This is a genomic window from Streptococcus sp. IsoGale022 (assembly GCF_031142805.1).
GTDB lineage: Bacteria > Bacillota > Bacilli > Lactobacillales > Streptococcaceae > Streptococcus > Streptococcus sanguinis_A.
Genome location: NZ_JAKZJI010000020.1, coordinates 1 through 15,093 on the forward strand (window position 1 = coordinate 1; position 15,093 = coordinate 15,093).

The window sequence follows — 15,093 nt, forward strand, 5'->3', positions numbered from 1 at the left end:
ATTTAGGTCTCAGCGGTTTAGTTTTTTTATCACAAGCTTCTCTTCTAGGCCAAATTTTTCTAGGAAACGGCCTTGCTCTTCTTGGATTTGCGGGGTTGGATTTGAAACACTCATGACTAACTCCACCATCTCTGGATGGGCCTCACGCACCAGCTGGCTCAGAGCCCAGATAGCTGTAGCGACATGAATGGGATTTTGCCCCTTGTCGATAATTTCCAGCATTTTGGGAATAGCAGAGCGATCATTGGCATTTGCCAGAGCGATAATAGCATTGCGCTGCAGGATATTTTTCCCCCGCCAGCTGCCGGCCACATGGCCGAATTTCTCCTTAAACTGACCATTGGAAAGCTCTAAGAAAGGCAGGAGCTCTGGATGAGACAGGTCGGGGTCAATCTCTGTCGCCAGAGGATTGTCCAAGCCTTTATTATAAGGACAGCAGATTTGACAGATATCACAGCCATATATGACCGTTTTAATCTTTTTGCGAAATTCCAGATCCATGACGCCCTTGTCCTGAGTCTGAAAGGATAGACAACGCTTGGCATTCATGCTGCCGTCACCAATCAGGCAGGAAGTAGGGCAGGCTGTCACGCAGCGGTTGCAGTCTCCGCAGCCGTAGTCGACGGGCTGATCAGGCTCGATGTCCAGATTGGTGATGAGTTCGCCCAGAAACATATAGGAGCCAAATTCCTTGGAGATGACCAAGCCGTTCTTGCCGATAAAGCCGATTCCTGCTCTCTGGGCTACAGCAGTATCGACCAAGGCGCCCGTGTCCACCATGCCCTTGTATTCAAAGTCAGCGGTCAGCTCTTCGATTCCCTTGGCAAGCCGGTCCAGCTTGTCCTGCAGTACATAATGGTAGTCCAGTCCCCAGCTGTTGGGGGTGAATTTGCCCCGCTTGTAGGCCGTTTTCTGAGGTTGCTGCTTGAGCTTGTGGGGGTAGGCGACTGCGATAGAGATAATGGTCTTAGCCGAGGCTAGACTGAGCTTAGGTTTGATTCGCTCCTCAATGTTTTTATGCTCAAATCCCGAATTTCGTCCTTCGTCTACAGCCAAACGTAGCGATTTTTCCAGATAGTCAAAATCATCCGCTGTCGTAAAGCCAATCTTAGAAATCCCAATTTCTTTTGCTAAGTTAATAATTTCTTCTTTGATGTTCATCCTTACTATTATAACGGAAAAATGCCAACTTGGCGAATGATTGAGAAAGACATCTATACTTTATAGATATACCAATATTTTATACGACTTCCTAATTCTATAGCCTGTATGATATAATGAAATGTGGAATTTTTTTATAGAAAGTTCCGCAAAGTTTAGGGATTTTTTTAAATAAATGGGAGTTATAATATGAAAAAGAGATATTATGAATTTTTGAATGTTCTTGTTACGGATTGTAATCCAATCAGAAACTTAGATTTTTATAAGGCTGGTTTAATTGAGTTATTTTTTATCTCACTGGTATCTATCGTTTCAATTTTCTTACGCGGTGAGATGCATCACCTGAGCATGATGGTCATGAATTTTACTATCGTTCACGCGCTTATTTTGTTCCTGGCCTTTTTACTTTTCCAAAAGTTTTTTGATACCAAAGCCTTGCAGCTCATTCCGACCAGCTCTTACCTATTTCTTCATTTTGAATTGCTTTTTTGGGGCTCCATCTTTTTTGGTGAGAACTACTTAGCATTTTTTATGATTTTTATCATACTCAGCTTGTCTTATCAGCTGGTCAATTTGCTCTATCAGATGGTGATCGTTTCAAAAGTGAGATATTTTGAACAGAAGCAAAAGATTAATATTTTACAGATTCATGCCATCGTTCTGTGCTGCCTGTCAGCAGGAGTAGCAGTCATCACTCGCTTATTCATGCTGTCAGGAATCTATATGATTATTGCCTTAGTCGGCTTGAGCATCGCATTGACGCCCTTGTATCTATTGGGCTATGCACAAGTTTTCACAGGCTGGAGAAATCAAGTGCCTGATAAATGGTAGAATTGAAGGAAGAACTATCTTTTTAGTGCTGAAAATGTCTGTTTTCCTCTAAAATATAGATTTAAAAGACTGTAGAAAATATATTTTAATCAATAAGGTAGAGAAATAATTTTCTCTACCTTTATTTTTTTATAAATCTGAAAGCGCTTCATTGACAAAGTCAATCAGATAGTTTATAATATAATAACAGTATAGAAAATGGCAAGGAAGCCTGATTTGATCGCAATGAAGCGAGTGTTTCAGAATCAAAGGGTTTTTCTATGCCATTTTTTTGCGCACTATTATTTTTTTATGGAGGATTGTTTCTATGCGGACAAAAGGAATTGTGCTGCTTTGTGGTTTGGCTTTGCTTCTGGGAGCATGTCAAGCGGGGAATAATAAGACGACGACTGAGTCATCCTCGGCTAAGACGGAGACAACAGATAAGGACAAGGCTAAGACTTTGGATAAAGGTGTCTGGGAAGACAAGCTTTATGCCCGTCTGACCAAGCTCATCAAGGAGAATGGGAACACCAGCTCTAGCTACGATAAAAATAAAAAACCTTATGCCGTCTTTGACTGGGACAATACGACAGTCATTAATGACATCGGCGAAGCAACCTTTACCTATCAAATTGAAAATCTGGCCTTTAAGATGACGCCGGAAGAATTTGACCAAGCAGTGCGGACCAATATACCGAGCGACGATTTTGTTGAGGATTACCATAACAAAGATGGTGAGCCAGTAAACATTGACAAGATTGCGGCTGATTTGCTTTCTGACTATACAGCTATTTACAATAGCTATAAGGGAATGCAAGGGGACAAGTCTCTGGAAGAAGTCAAAAAGACTGATGAATATCAAGACTTTGCTGCTAAACTCCGCTATCTTTACGAAGCGATTGGTGACACCTTCAGCTCAGACATCAGCTATCCATGGGTGACCTACCTCTATTCAGGTATGACTTCTGAAGAAGTTCAAGCCCTATCTGAAAAGTCTATTGACCAGGCTCTTCAAGACAAGCTGACTTCTGAAACCTGGGAAAGTCCTGAAGGCTTGAAAGGTGAATCAGGCCAAATCAGTGTAACCTTCAAGCGGGGTGTTCGCTCAGTCAAGGAAATGCAAAATCTCTACAAGACTCTGATGGCTAACGGCATTGATGTCTATATCTGTTCAGCGTCTTATATTGATGTGATTATCCCTTATGCTAGCAATTCTAAGTATGGCTACAATATTCCTAAGGAAAATGTCACTGCTATGCGTCTGAAAAAGGATGATCAGGGAGTGATTCAGCCAGAATACGATACCAATTATGCTCAGACTCAGGGTGAGGGCAAGACAGAAACCATCAAGAAGCTGATTGCTGTCAATCATGACAATCAAGAACCAATCCTGATTGCCGGTGACAGTAATGATGACTATGCTATGCTTAAGGACTTCCCTAAACTGCAAATGGGTATCATCTTCAATCTTCTGAGAGATCCTAGCAAGGGAATCGGTCTTTTGCAAACAAAGGCAATTGAAACTTACGGCCAGGAAGATGCCCTTTACTACCTGCAAGGCCGCGATGAAAATAAAGGTGTATTGCTCAATGGCAGGGAAACTATCAAACTAGATAGTAAGAAAGCCCAGCTCAGCAGATAGCAGGCAGTTCCCTGTCATAGAGAGGAATGGATGCAAGATATGAAAAAAATCATGTTTGTCGGTCCAGTCGGAGTGGGTAAGACCACTCTGACCCAGCGACTGAAAGGATTGGAGCTGACCTACTTTAAGACTCAGGCTATTGAGTTCTATGATGCCATCATTGATACGCCCGGAGAATTTCTCCAGCATCGTAAGTATTATAATGCTCTGAACGTGACAGCAACAGAAGCTGATGTGATTGGTCTCTTGGTGGCGGCTTCTAATCAGATGCAGACCTTTCCTCAAGGATTTTCTTCCCTCTTTAATAAAGAAGTGATTGGCATTGTCACCAAGATTGATATGGCTGATAAGGAAGAACAAATCGAAAAAGCACGGCGGCAGCTGAAAGCGGCTGGAGCCAAGGAAATTTTTGAAATATCAGCGACGGAAAACGAAGGAATTGACCGTCTCCAGGCTTATCTGGAGGCAGACTAAGGACGAAAAAGCCGAATATGGTATACTATATTCTAACAAGGAAACGAGGAAGGAATGTCTATTTATGAAAGTAGAGCACGGGGGAAATGCAGCAGCTTTAGCTGAGGAATTTGGTTTTTCTCTAGAAGATTGTCTGGATTTCAGTGCCAATATCAACCCTTTGGGGATTTCTCCAAAGCTGAGGGCTTGTCTGACCGAATCCATTGATTGGCTGGTTCATTATCCAGACATCAGCTACAGCCACTCCAGAGAGCTTTTGGCACATCATCATGGCCTAGAAAAGGACAATGTCCTGCTGGCAAATGGTGCAGTAGAAGTCTTTTATGAGCTGGCCCGCTTCCTGCGTCCAAAGACAGTCCTGACTCTGAGCCCTACTTTCATGGAATATGAAAAAGCCTTTTCGCAAGTGCAGGCCAAGGTGGAGCGCTTTAGCCTTCCTTCTCCATCCTATGAGTGGAATCTAGCTGACATGTTGCCAGCCTTGGATTCACTGACTGCAGGAGACGCTGTACTCATCTGCAATCCTAATAATCCGACGGGTAGCTTGATTCGGCGCTCTGAGCTGGAAAAGTTGGCGGCCCATTTACAGGAGCAGCAGATATTCCTGATACTGGATGAGGCTTTTATGGACTTTCTGGACAATGAGGAGGACTATAGCTTCGTCTCATGTCTAGCTGCCTATCCAAATGCAGTAGTGGTGCGGTCTCTGACCAAGTTTTATGCTATTCCTGGTCTGAGATTGGGCTATGCTCTCAGCTGTCATCCGACTTGCCTTGATGAGATAGAGGGGAGCCGCGCTCCTTGGTCGGTCAATGCTATGGCTGATCGCGCCCTGCCTGTCCTTTTGGAAGATCAGGCCTATCAGGAAGCTACCAAGCAGTGGCTTCGAGTAGAAAGAGATTTCCTTTTTCAAGGGCTGACTGCATTTTCACAGATTCGACCGGTCAAGCCTAGTGTCAACTATATCTTCTTTGAATATTTAGGTCGGCTGAACCTGCGTCAGGAGCTTCGGCAGAGAAAGATTTTTATCCGTTCCTGTCAAAATTATCATGATCTGACAGAACGTCATTACCGCATAGCCATCCGTAGCCATCAGGAGAATGAACAGTTTCTGGCTTGTCTGACAGAGGTCTTGGCGAAAGAGGTTCCTTATGACTAAGGTAATGGTTTCCTGTCCAGGTTCCTGCGGTGAATTATTTCAAGGTTTAGTAGGAGAGCAGGAGGTCCTGCTCTCCTATGGGATTGAGAAGCGCAGTCGAGTGAGATTGGATGGGGCTTCGTCTCTCGCAAGGCAGGCCCAAGGTGAAAAGGTAAGGCGAGCTTTGGAGCTCCTGCCTGAGTCCAATGATTTCTCTTTTGTTCAGGAGTCAGACCTGCCTATCAGCAAGGGCTATTCTAGCAGCACAGCTGATATGATTAGCTGGCTGCAGGCAGCTGCTCTGGGACGAAAGCAGCCTCTAAAGGCGGCAGATTTGACGTGTCTCTGTGCCAAGATTGAGCCTACTGACTCGGTGGCTTTTGCAGACTGGACGGTCATTAATCCCCTGACTGGTCAAGTGGTCTGGCAGACAGACTGGCGACCGGAGCTCTATGTTTATATCTTGGAGCCTGTGGAGATGGTGACAACTCTTGACTTGGTTCGGATGAAGGACAGTCCTAGCTATCCAGCTGAGGAGTCTAAACGTTTGCTTCCTCTCTTTCAGGAGGCTTGTCAGGAGAAGAGTTTGGAAAAACTTGGCCATTTAGCGAGCTATAGTGCTTTGTTGAATAACAAACGGCTGCCCAAGCCCTATTTGAAAGAATTGCTGGCTTTGGTAAAAAAATACCAGTGCTTAGGTCTCAATGTTGCCCATAGTGGTACATTGGTTGGTCTGTTACTGAGCAGGGAACAGCTAGAAGTCTTGCCTAAGCTAGAGTCTGAGCTAGCTCGCTCAGCCAGTGGGGCTTATTATCAGACTCGGACCTTGAGCAGGATTATTTTTGAAGGGGTGCAGCCGGTCAGGGAGGAGACAGACTAGTTTGAAAGACTTAGAAAAAATTATTGAGCAGATTCTTCCGATAGATAAAGACAAGATTCAAGAAGGCCAGCGCTATTGTGATCAATTAGGGAAACCCCCGGGTTCCTTGGGAAAGCTCGAGACTATCTATGCTCGCTTGCATGCCATGTTTTCTGGTCCCATTGATTTGAAAAAGAAGATTGTCCTCGTCTACGTGGCAGATAATGGCATTGTGGCTGAAGGCGTTTCTGCCAACCCTCAAGAAACAACCTACACTGTTGCTCGCAATATTCTAGCAGGGAAATCAGGCTTGTGTGCTATTTCCAAACATGCTGGTTCGGACATCTGCCTAATAGATATTGGCTGCAAGAAGGATATCTTTGAGAAGAATGAGGACAAGGTCTGTCATGGGACACGCAATATGCTCGAGGAGCAGGCCATGACTCGCGAGCAGGCTATAGCGGCAATTCTAGTCGGCTACAAGAAGACAGAGGCCTTGATCAAAGACGGCTATCGTCTCTTTGGAACAGGAGAAATGGGGATTGGTAACACCACCACCTCGGCTGCTGTCATTGCTGCAGTTCTCGGTCTCAAAGCAGAAGACGTCACAGGCTATGGAGCTGGTCTGACTCAGGATATGAAGGCTCATAAAACAGCCGTTATCCAGCGGTGTCTGGAACGTCATGCTCCTTATGGAGATATTCTGAATCTGACCGCTAAGCTTGGTGGGCTAGATATGCTGGCTATGGCAGGCACTCATCTCGCCTGTGCCCGCTATCAGCTGCCATGTGTAGTGGACGGTCTTATCTCTCTGACGGGGCTTCTGATTGCCCATCAGCTGACTCCTCATGTCTTGGACTATACCTTTGCTTCCCATGCTTCGACGGAGCCTGCTTACAGACTGGTCTGTGACTTTCTAGGACTGGAGCCCATGCTTTTGTTGGACATGCGACTGGGTGAAGGCTCGGGTTGTCCTTTGGCTTTCTTTCTGCTGGAAAATGCTGTTTATACCATGGAGCATATGCCAACCTTTGCTGAAGGCAGCTTGAAAGAAGAAGATTATGTTGATATTCGCAAAAATGTGACTTAAAGGAGGAAAAATATGCAACTCTATACAAAAACAGGTGATAAGGGCTTGACCAAGCTAGTTGGTGGCCAAAGTGTCGCCAAGGATGCGGAACGAGTGAATGCTTACGGAACTATTGATGAGCTGAACTCTTGGATTGGTTATACTATTACCAAGCTGGACAAGGATGATAAGCTGAGAGATGAGCTGCTCCAGCTGCAGCATTATCTCTTTGACTGTGGTTCAGACCTCTCTACTCCTCAGGGAGTTTACCCTTACAAAGTCGATCAGCAGCTGATTGACTGGATTGAGGAGAGGATTGATACCTACGCAGAAATTCCACCGGCTCTGGAAAGGTTTATCCTGCCAGGCGGTGACGAGATTGCTTCCATGATTCATGTGGCTCGGACCATTGCAAGACGGGCAGAGCGTCATATCGTAGGGGCTATGTGGACTACGGAAATTAACAATAATGTCCTGATTTTTGTCAACCGTCTATCAGATTACTTCTTTGCCTTGGCTCGAGTAATCAACTTTACCAAGCATCAAGAAGACATTGCCTATGAAAGAGGTGCCAAGGTCTTCCACAATATCACCAAGGCGGATGTTGAGCGTTGGGCAAGCAAACGCCAGTGACAAAAAGAAACAGAAAAAGTTCTGTCTTTCCAAATTGACTTTTACCAAGTCTTGGAAGGACAGAACTTATTTTGATATTCTAAAAAAGAAAGCCGCCTATACATCATTGTATCTTCATGCTAAGCTTCGTTGATTAGCACTAGCTTTCCAATTATTGACTCTGCTCCTTTGCAGAAAGACAAGTGAAACCTCATCTTTAGAAAATTAACGTACTTAAACGTAGAGTCAATAATGGAAACTAAGCTAAAATGTTTGTTCCAAACTGACATCACTACCTTACATCGAGGCATGAAATCTACTAAAATTTAAGAATAAAGACCTGACTTAAAGCTGAAAAGCTTATCACAGTGGCGGGACCGCGCTGGATTTGCACCAGACTTCCATATCCTTAAAAGTACTAAAATCAATTTCCTAGTAACTAGATTGTAACACCTTTCACAGGGAATTACAAGGAAAATGAACTAAATTTTAATAAAAATTTAATCCTTCAAATAAGCTTGGCTTTGCAAGGAGAAGCAGCACTAAAAACTTCTTATATTAATGACTTTTTTATTGCCATGAAAGCGCTTTTGTGTTATAATTCATATAGTACAAAGGGGTACTGAAGATAAATAAGCAATGAAGCTATATGAAAATGCTGTGACGTGTGTAGGGGAGCAGTCTTATTTTCATATAGCTTCTTTTTGTTTAAAAACAGATACAACAGAAAGGAGAAAAGATGTATAAGATTTACTATAAGACTGAATTGCATGTGGGCAAGGGCGCTCTGCAGCAATTAAGCCATTATAAAAACGAGCATATTTTAGTCGTTGCCGATCCTTTTTTGAAGACATCTGGCACGCTGGATGCTATTTTAGCCAACTTTGATGACAGCAATGATATTGTTGTTTTCACAGATATTGTGCCTGATCCGCCAATCGAAACGGTTGTGGCTGGCATCAAGAGTGCTGGAGACAAGCCAATCAGCATTGTGCTTTCTATTGGCGGAGGCTCTGCCATTGATGCTTCCAAGGCTATGTATTATTTTGCCAAGAAGCAGGGTGCCTTCTCAGAGGCCATTCTCATTGCCATTCCTACAACAAGCGGAACTGGATCTGAAGTAACGTCCTTTTCTGTAATCACGGATGCAGAGAGAGGGACCAAATATCCTTTAGTGACCAAAGAAATCCTTCCGGATGTTGCAATCTTAGATGCGGATTTGGTTCTGTCACTTCCTGGTAACATAACGGCTGACACTGGAATGGATGTATTGACCCATGCCATTGAAGCTTATGTATCGACCAAGGCTACGGACTTCTCTGATGCCTTGGCTGAAAAGGCAATCAAGCTGGTCTTTGAATACCTGCCTAAAGCCTACAAAAATGGTCAGGATGTAGAAGCGCGTGAAAAGATGCATGCAGCATCCACTCTGGCTGGTATGGCCTTTAACACAGCTTCTTTGGGTATCAATCACAGTCTGGCACATGCGGCAGGAGCTAAGTTCCATGTACCTCATGGTCGTTTAAACAGTATTTTAATGCCCCATGTCATTCAGTATAATGCTGGTATCGAATTCAACAATCGGAACCGGCAGGCGACAGACAAGACTGTAGCCAGCCGCTATCAAGATATTGCCAAACTACTGGGATGCAGTGCTTCAAGTCCTGTGTCAGGAGTAAGACAGCTGGTTGAAGCCATCAAGAAACTACAAAGAAAGCTGGAGATGCCAACTTCTCTAAGAGAATATGGTGTGAAAGCAGATGCTTTTGCTCAGTACAAGGTAGAAATTTCAGAAGCTGCTCTGCATGATGGCTGTACTCCGACTAACCCTCGCGTCCCTACAGCAGAAGAACTGCTTAAAGTATTAGAGAAAGCGTTTTAATCCTCTGAATTGCTGTTATGCCAAAATTATTGTATAATGATTAAGAGCATGCAGTACACTTCTGAACGTTTAAAATCATGAAGAAGGTTTACTAAATTGGAAGAAAAACAAAGAATGATACAGGAATACGTTCCTGGGAAACAAGTGACCTTGGCGCACCTTATCGCCAATCCTGATGAAGTCATTTTTGAAAAATTAGGGTTGCAGGCAGAAATCAAGGATGCGATTGGAATCTTGACGATCACTCCGAGTGAAGCGGCTATCATTGCAGTTGATATTGCGACCAAGGCTGCGGATGTTCAAGTTGGTTTTGTGGATCGTTTCAGCGGCTCTGTCGTGATGACAGGTGACGTTTCTTCTGTTGAGGCAGCTCTCATTGCCGTTTTACAAGGTCTGGAAGAGATTTTGGGCTTCTCCAGTACTGTCGTAACACGGACATAAAAAATCAAACTGTCGAGGGGAAGTATGAAGGGCAGAATACTAATTGTTGATGATGATCCAATTGTAAGATTAGATATCCGAAATATATTAGAAACAGCTGATTATGAAGTGGTGGCTGAGGCATCCGATGGCTTTGAGGCTATTGATTTGTGTCAGAAATATCGTTGTGACTTGGTCATAATGGACATCAAACTTCCGCTTCTGGATGGCCTGACTGCAGGTAAGAAGATACTCGAAGATGCTTTAGCTTACAGTGTGATTCTACTGTCAGCCTACAGTGATGAAAACTATGTTCAAAAAGCTAAAACCAATGGGATTAGTGCTTACTTGGTTAAACCTTTGGATGCCAAGTCCTTGATTCCAATGGTAGAGGTCTGCATTGAGAAGGGCCGCCAGCTTCAGCAGATGTCCAATGAAATGGTCAAGCTGTCGAAAAAGATAGACGATCGGATTGTGATTGAAAAGGCCAAAGGCTTACTGATGGCTCGTGATCATTTGTCAGAGCCAGAAGCTTTCAAACGCATTCGAACAATTAGTATGCAAAAGAGAGTGCCAATGATTGAGATTGCCAAATTGCTGGTGCTCCAAGATGATGTGTAATGATGTATAAAGATAAGATAAAGCAGCTTTGTCAGGAACAGACAAATTTGGATGAGGCTGATATCGAGCATCTTGTCCAACAGGCTGAGGAATTATTGAAAAATTCAGCTTATGCCAATGAAGATGTCTTCATTGACGTAAAGAATATCTTTTCGGAACATGCCATTGTCATCTTTCACAAAAAACCGGAAAGCAAGCTCAGCTTGTACGAAAACTCGGTCGTAGGTGCTATGGCTTATCTGGAAAATGAGCCAGGTGTTATTCGAACCTTGGAGACGGGCGCTCCCTCGATTGGGCTTTCGGCCAGATCGCAGGAGGGCTTAGCCATCCATCAGACAGTCTTTCCGATAGTGAGAGAAGAGCGCGTCATTGGAACGCTGATTATCGAAAGAAATGCTCCCCAGACTTTACCAGACCACTTTTCTTTAGATAAAGAGGACGGCGGTTTTGAGTTACGGAGCAATCCTGAGATTTCAGCCCAAGAGCAGTTTGTTTTATTTGATCATATAGATGAAGCATGTCTGGTCTTTGACCGGCAGGGTTATCTCAAGTATTTCAATCAAGCAGCTGCCGACTCTTATCGCCATAAGCTAGGCTATATGGACTCGATTGAGGGAATGCACTATAGCAATCTGGTCTTAGACAGTATGACTTTTGAAGAAATCCAGCAACTGGGGCCGCAAGCCCCTCAAGAAAAACCTCACCAAGTTGAGGTACATTATGGCACTTATTGCTTTTTGGTCAAGCGCTACCTGCTGGCTGAGAGTGAAAATGTGGTCATGATTTGTAAGGATATTACAGACATCAAGGAAAAGGAAGCGCAGCTTTTAACCCATACAACTACCATTCGTGAAATGAATCATCGGGTAAAGAATCACTTGCAAAACCGTTGTTTCCTTACTGCGACTACAAGCTCAGCAAAGTCCAGGAGCAGACACCAAAAAAGCTCTTAATGACAGTATGAATCGTGTGCTCTCCATAGCGGCGACTCACGAGCTCCTGTCTTCTCAGCAGGATGACAGCATTCAGATTGAGCATCTGCTGAAGGAAGTTATCGAAAATGTCCAGCACTGTTTTTCTGGGCATAGGGAAATAGCCCTGACCTACAGCTTGGAACCGGAACTCTGTCTTGACAGCAGCCGGGCTACTTCACTGGCGCTAATCGTCAATGAATTACTGCAGAACAGCTATGAACATGCTTTTAAGGACAAAAAATATCCAGAAAAGCCGCAAATCCATTTGCAGGTTGGACTTAAAAATGATATAATAACTTTAAAAGTACTGGATAATGGTAGCGGTTACAATCAAGAGCATTCCTTTGAGAATCATCTGGGTCTACTCTTGGTGGAGCGCTTTGTCCAAGGAAAATTGTTTGGAACCTTGTCTATCCACTCAGACCATGAGGGGACGACAACGACCATTCGTTTTAAAAAATAAATACTACCAGACTAACAATGATGTCAGTCGAAAAAAGCAATGACGCTTGAAGAATGTAAATGAACTCTGTTTGTTTGCATTGCTTTGAGCGTCTTTTTTTTGGAGGTTTTTAGTATGTCAGATAAAATTTTGAGTGTGGGGCTCGATATTGGGACAGCCACTACACAGCTGATCTTGTCAGAGCTTACCATCGAGAATATTGCTTCTGTGTTTACTATTCCTCGTGTCTATATTACAGATAAAAAAGTTCTTTATAAAAGTGAAATCATCTTCACACCAATTTCGGATCAACTTTTGATCGAGGTGGATAAGATCAAAAACTTTGTTCTGAATGAGTATGCGAAAGCAGGCATTCAGAAAAAAGACATTCAGATGGGGGCAGTCATCATTACTGGTGAGACGGCTCGCAAGGAAAATGCCAGTCAGGTGCTCCAAGCACTGAGCGGCTATGCTGGTGACTTTGTCGTTGCGACGGCTGGGCCAGACCTTGAGAGTATCATCGCTGGTAAAGGGGCCTGCAGCCATCAGTATTCTCAAGAGCATCATACATCAGTAGTCAATATTGATATTGGTGGGGGGACTTCCAATCTGGCAGTCTTCCGAGAAGGAGATGTGATTGATACAGGGTGTTTTGATATCGGAGGTCGGCTGATAAAGATGGATCCACAGACCCAGCGGATTAGCTATATTGCTCCAAAACTGCAGACTATCATTGCAGAGCAGGGGCTTCAGCTGGCAGTTGGTGAAACAGTCCATCGGGCTGATTTGGATCGACTGATTCAAGAAATGGTCTCCGTATTAGAACAGTCTGTAGGAATTGACAATCACAGTCCTTACTATGAGCTCCTACAGACCAACCACGGTCTCAAGTTGAACTATGATCTCCACTGCGTATCTTTCTCTGGTGGTGTGGCTGATGGAATATACTTGGAAACGACCTCGGCGGATGATTTCCGCTATGGGGATATCGGTATCCTGCTTGGCAGGGCACTGAGCAAATCCAAGATTTTTGATCAAAAGAAAGTCATCCAGTCAGCTGAGACCATCCGGGCAACCGTTGTTGGAGCGGGCAGCCATACGACCGATGTCAGCGGTAGTACCATTACCTACATCTCTGATATCCTCCCTATTAAGAACATTCCAGTTCTCAAACTGGCCGCTTCTGATGAGCATGAGGACAAGGAGGGGCTGCAGCAGATTATCAAGGACAAGGTGGCCTGGTTCACACTGGAAAATGAAGTCCAGCAGGTGGCTTTGGCAATCAATGGAGAAAAAAGCCCAAGCTTCGCCCGGGTTTTGGAATACGCAGAGGCTATTGTCAGCGGAATGAGCGAAAGCATTGAAAAGAAAATTCCGCTGCTAGTGGTGGTCAGAGAAGATATGGCCAAGGTTCTAGGTCAATGTCTCTTTGCTCAGTTGCCTAAGGATTATCCATTTGTCTGCATTGACTCAGTGGATGTCCAGAATGGTGACTATATCGATATTGGTAATCCAGTTATCGAAGGCTCGGTCCTACCGATTGTCGTGAAAACATTGGTGTTTAATTAAACTTTTATTTACACAAAGGAGGAAGTAATCCATGATTTTGAAAACAAAATTGTTTGGTCGGCTTTACGAATTTAAATCCGTAAAAGAAGTGCTGGCCAAAGCCAATGAGTACAAATCCGGAGATCAGCTGGCCGGAGTAGCAGCAGAATCTGCTGAAGAGCGTGTCGCTGCTAAGGTTGTACTAGCTCAGCTGAAACTGTCTGATTTGTTCAATAATCCGGTAGTCCCTTATGAAGAAGATGAGGTAACACGGATTATCATTGACGACGTCAATCTTCGTACTTACGAAAAGATTAAGAACTGGACAGTAGAAGAGCTGCGTGAATGGATCTTGGATAACAAGACTAAGAACGTAGACATTCAGTGGCTGTCTCGTGGGTTGACTTCTGAAATGGTAGCAGCGGTTGCTAAGTTGATGACCAACTTGGACTTGATTGTAGCTGCCAATAAGATTGTCATTACCAAACATGCCAATACAACGATTGGTATGCCGGGAACATTCTCTTCTCGTCTTCAACCAAACCATACCACAGACGATCCAGACGGTATCATGGCTTCTACTATGGAAGGTTTTGCTTATGGATGTGGGGATGCTCTTTTGGGATTGAACCCAGTAGACGACTCTGTGGAAAGTACCAAACGCATCTTGCATAAGTTTAACGACTTCATCGAAGAGTACAAGATTCCAACTCAGCACTGTGTGCTAGCTCACGTTACTACTCAGATTGAAGCCATGAATCAAGGTGCTCCGACAGGATTGGTCTTCCAGTCTATCGCTGGATCTGAAAAAGGAAATGAAGCCTTTGGTTTTGATGCTAAAATCATTCAAGAAGCTTGGGATACAGCTCTGAAAGTGGGAACAGCTGCTGGACCGAATGTCATGTACTTTGAAACAGGTCAAGGTTCTGAACTTTCGTCTGACGCTCACCATGGAGCAGACCAAGTGACTATGGAAGCTCGTTGTTATGGTTTTGCTAAACGCTTCGATCCATTCTTGGTAAATACCGTTGTTGGATTCATCGGACCTGAATATCTCTATGATTCTAAGCAGGTTATCCGGGCTGGTTTGGAAGACCACTTCATGGGCAAACTGACCGGTATCTCAATGGGTTGTGATATCTGTTACACTAACCACATGAAGGCTGACCAAAACGACGCTGAAAATCTCTTGGTTCTTCTCGGAGCAGCTAATGTTAACTACATCATGGCGATTCCTCATGGTGACGATATCATGCTTAACTATCAAACAACTGGTTACCATGAAACAGCAACCATGCGTTCACTTCTCAACAAACGTCCAATCAAGGAATTTGAAGAGTGGATGGAAAAGATGGGCTTGATGGAAGATGGTCACCTGACAGAAATCGGCGGAGACGGCTCCATCTTTATGAAATCAAATTAGCAAGGAGGAAATCAT

The 15,093-nt window shown here is 44.0% G+C and carries 13 protein-coding genes, 1 pseudogene and 1 riboswitch; of the genes and pseudogenes, 13 read left to right on the forward strand and 1 reads right to left on the reverse strand.

Annotated features, from left to right (window positions below; translation table 11 throughout):
• Positions 1–9: 9 nt before the first annotated feature.
• Positions 10–1,161, reverse strand: coding sequence for a tRNA epoxyqueuosine(34) reductase QueG (gene queG / locus RG608_RS09780; RefSeq protein ID WP_268687257.1), 1,152 nt, complete (start codon positions 1,159–1,161; stop codon positions 10–12).
• Between the two features lie 189 nt (positions 1,162–1,350).
• Here queG and RG608_RS09785 point away from each other — a divergent pair, with 189 nt between their 5' ends.
• From RG608_RS09785 to RG608_RS09845, 13 genes and pseudogenes are all read left to right on the forward strand, one after another.
• Positions 1,351–1,992: a lantibiotic ABC transporter permease gene (locus tag RG608_RS09785; RefSeq protein ID WP_268687258.1), complete on the forward strand. Its 642-nt coding sequence runs from the start codon at positions 1,351–1,353 to the stop codon at positions 1,990–1,992.
• A 307-nt stretch (positions 1,993–2,299) separates the two neighbouring features.
• Positions 2,300–3,616 carry a haloacid dehalogenase-like hydrolase gene (locus RG608_RS09790; protein WP_308946923.1) on the forward strand — a complete coding sequence of 439 codons (1,317 nt, stop codon included), beginning with the start codon at positions 2,300–2,302 and terminating at the stop codon, positions 3,614–3,616.
• Positions 3,617–3,655: 39 nt separating this feature from the next.
• On the forward strand, positions 3,656–4,090 hold the full coding sequence (locus RG608_RS09795; RefSeq protein WP_080555538.1) for a EutP/PduV family microcompartment system protein: 435 nt from the start codon (positions 3,656–3,658) through the stop codon (positions 4,088–4,090).
• Positions 4,091–4,154: 64 nt separating this feature from the next.
• Positions 4,155–5,249, forward strand: a complete 1,095-nt coding sequence (cobD, locus tag RG608_RS09800) for a threonine-phosphate decarboxylase CobD (RefSeq protein WP_308946924.1) — start codon at positions 4,155–4,157, stop codon at positions 5,247–5,249.
• On the forward strand, positions 5,242–6,108 hold the full coding sequence (locus RG608_RS09805; protein ID WP_308946925.1) for a kinase: 867 nt from the start codon (positions 5,242–5,244) through the stop codon (positions 6,106–6,108). The genes cobD and RG608_RS09805 overlap by 8 nt, the downstream gene beginning before the upstream one ends.
• Position 6,109: 1 nt before the next feature.
• On the forward strand, positions 6,110–7,177 hold the full coding sequence (gene cobT / locus RG608_RS09810; RefSeq protein ID WP_268687262.1) for a nicotinate-nucleotide--dimethylbenzimidazole phosphoribosyltransferase: 1,068 nt from the start codon (positions 6,110–6,112) through the stop codon (positions 7,175–7,177).
• A gap of 12 nt (positions 7,178–7,189) precedes the next feature.
• Positions 7,190–7,789 carry a cob(I)yrinic acid a,c-diamide adenosyltransferase gene (locus tag RG608_RS09815; protein WP_268687263.1) on the forward strand — a complete coding sequence of 200 codons (600 nt, stop codon included), beginning with the start codon at positions 7,190–7,192 and terminating at the stop codon, positions 7,787–7,789.
• Between the two features lie 260 nt (positions 7,790–8,049).
• Positions 8,050–8,198: riboswitch (adenosylcobalamin (AdoCbl) riboswitch) on the reverse strand.
• 309 nt (positions 8,199–8,507) lie between these two features.
• Entirely contained in the window at positions 8,508–9,650 is a 1,143-nt protein-coding gene (locus tag RG608_RS09820; RefSeq protein ID WP_268687264.1) for a 1-propanol dehydrogenase PduQ, read from the forward strand.
• 96 nt (positions 9,651–9,746) lie between these two features.
• The gene (locus tag RG608_RS09825; RefSeq protein ID WP_002898216.1) at positions 9,747–10,091 is read left to right on the forward strand and encodes a BMC domain-containing protein; all 345 of its coding nucleotides are present in this window, start codon (positions 9,747–9,749) and stop codon (positions 10,089–10,091) included.
• A gap of 24 nt (positions 10,092–10,115) precedes the next feature.
• The gene (locus RG608_RS09830; protein WP_268687265.1) at positions 10,116–10,691 is read left to right on the forward strand and encodes an ANTAR domain-containing response regulator; all 576 of its coding nucleotides are present in this window, start codon (positions 10,116–10,118) and stop codon (positions 10,689–10,691) included.
• Positions 10,691–12,128 (forward strand): annotated as a pseudogene (locus RG608_RS09835) (histidine kinase N-terminal domain-containing protein). The gene RG608_RS09830 and the pseudogene RG608_RS09835 overlap by 1 nt, the downstream one beginning before the upstream one ends.
• Before the next feature lie 114 nt (positions 12,129–12,242).
• Positions 12,243–13,676 (forward strand): ethanolamine ammonia-lyase reactivating factor EutA, encoded by a 1,434-nt coding sequence (eutA, locus tag RG608_RS09840; protein ID WP_004188103.1) that lies wholly within the window; start codon positions 12,243–12,245, stop codon positions 13,674–13,676.
• A 31-nt stretch (positions 13,677–13,707) separates the two neighbouring features.
• Positions 13,708–15,078: an ethanolamine ammonia-lyase subunit EutB gene (locus RG608_RS09845; protein ID WP_002929454.1), complete on the forward strand. Its 1,371-nt coding sequence runs from the start codon at positions 13,708–13,710 to the stop codon at positions 15,076–15,078.
• The last annotated feature ends 15 nt before the right edge of the window (positions 15,079–15,093 follow it).